This window comes from Roseateles sp. (genome assembly GCF_036404855.1).
Classification (GTDB): domain Bacteria; phylum Pseudomonadota; class Gammaproteobacteria; order Burkholderiales; family Burkholderiaceae_C; genus Pelomonas.
The window spans coordinates 1-1792 of sequence record NZ_DASWYS010000307.1 but is presented as its reverse complement, the minus strand read 5'-3'; the positions used below and the strand labels follow the sequence as shown (position 1 = coordinate 1792).

At 68.8% G+C, this 1792-nt stretch carries 2 protein-coding genes; both read right to left on the bottom strand.

Annotated features, from left to right (window positions below; translation table 11 throughout):
- Positions 1 to 626 (bottom strand): response regulator transcription factor (locus VGF12_RS20580; RefSeq protein ID WP_331177915.1); only part of this gene is annotated, 626 nt, incomplete at its 3' end.
- Positions 623 to 1792 (bottom strand): sensor histidine kinase (locus VGF12_RS20575; protein WP_331177914.1); only part of this gene is annotated, 1170 nt, incomplete at its 5' end. The genes VGF12_RS20575 and VGF12_RS20580, both read right to left, overlap by 4 nt.

Genomic DNA, 1792 nt, shown 5'->3' with positions numbered 1-1792 from the left:
TCGAAGGCCTTCAGCACCGCCCGGGTGCGGTCGCGCACGCCCAGCTTGGAAAGGATGTTGGAGACGTGGTTCTTGATGGTGCCTTCGGCCACGCCCAGCGAGTTGGCGATCTCCTTGTTGGAGAAGCCGCTGGCCATGAGGCGGAGGATTTCGGTCTCGCGGTCGGTCAGCGGGTCCGGTCGGTCCAGGCTGACGAACTCGTTGCGCATGTGTTCCAGCCCGGACAGCAGGCGCTGGGTGACGGCCGGCTGCACCAGCGAGCCCCCGTCGGCCACCGTACGGATCGCGCCGACCAGTTGTTCCAGCGAGACGTCCTTCAGCAGGTAGCCCTTGGCGCCCGCCTTCAGCCCGGCCAGCACCAGCTGGTCGTCGTCGAAGGTGGTCAGGATGATGGTGGGTGGCAGCTGGCCCGCGCGGGCCAGCGCCTGCAGGGCCTCGAGACCCGACATCACCGGCATGCGCATGTCCATCAACACCACGTCGGGCTTGACCTGCGGGACCAGATCCACGGCCTGCTTGCCGTCGGCGGCCTCGGCCACGACCTCGATGCCGTCGTCCAGCGCCAGCAGGGAGCGGATGCCCTGGCGCACCAGGGTTTGATCGTCGACCAGACAGACACGGATCACGGGGTTCCTCCGGAGCTGAGCTCGGGTGTGGGTTCGGGTTGGGGAATGGAAAGGGGAGTGAGCGCGGGGGCCGCCTCGGTGACGGGCAAGGCGATATGCAGGCAGAAGCCATGCCCCGGGCGCGTTTCGATGCGCAACTCGCCGCCGTACTGGACCAGGCGCTCGCGCATGCCGGTCAGGCCGTTGCCGGCCACCACCTGCTGGCTGCCGGCGCCGTCGTCGCGCGCGTCGATCAGGATCCGGGCGCCGTCGCGCCGGCAGTGCAGCCAGAGATGCCGGGCGCCGGCGTGGCGCACCGCGTTGGTGATGATCTCCTGGGTGCAACGGAGCAAGACATGGGCGCGGTGCGGGTCTTCGAGGGTCAGCGGCTCCTCGATGTCCATGTGGATGGCCAGCGACGGCACCTTCTCGGCCAGTGGCAGCAGCGCCGCGCCGAGGTCGATCGATCCGCTGTCGCGCAACTGGCTGACCGCCTCGCGCACGTCGGTCAGCAGCAACCGGGCCAGCGTATGCGCCTGGCGTACGTGTTCCTGCGCCCGCCCTTCGGTCATGTGCCCGGCGACTTCCAGGTTCAGGCTAAGCGCGGTCAGGTGGTGGCCCAGCAGGTCGTGCAGCTCCCGCGAAATGCGGGTGCGCTCGTTGACGCGGGCGCTTTCGGCCAGCAGCACCCGCGTGGCGCGCAACTCCGCGTTGAGCCGACGCTGTTCCTCGCGCGCCTGGGCCTGCTGGCGCGCCACGTAGGTAGTGATGAGCACGAAGGCGGCGAAACCCACGTAGAACATCGACTGGAAGAGCGCCTCCCAGAAATTGAAGTCGTCGCGCGCCATGAACGATGGCACCAGCAGCACGTGCGCGGCGAGCAGCCAGGCCACCGCGAAGCGCAATTCCAGCAGCCAGGGCAGCACGCCGGCCATGATCAGCAGCAGCACCGCGCCCAGGCCGGTCTGGGTATAGAAGCCCACGCCGATGGCGGTCGCCGTCAGCACCATCGCCAGCGGGACGTTCCACGCCACCGGCAGGCTGTCGCGACGGCCGTCCAGGGCCCGTGTGGCGAGCCAGTAGACACCGCCGAAACTGAAGTAGCACAGGGCCGTCAGCGGCAGGTTCACGCCCTGCCCGTCCGTTCCGCTGGACGGCGGCAGCACCCATACGTTCAGGATGATGGG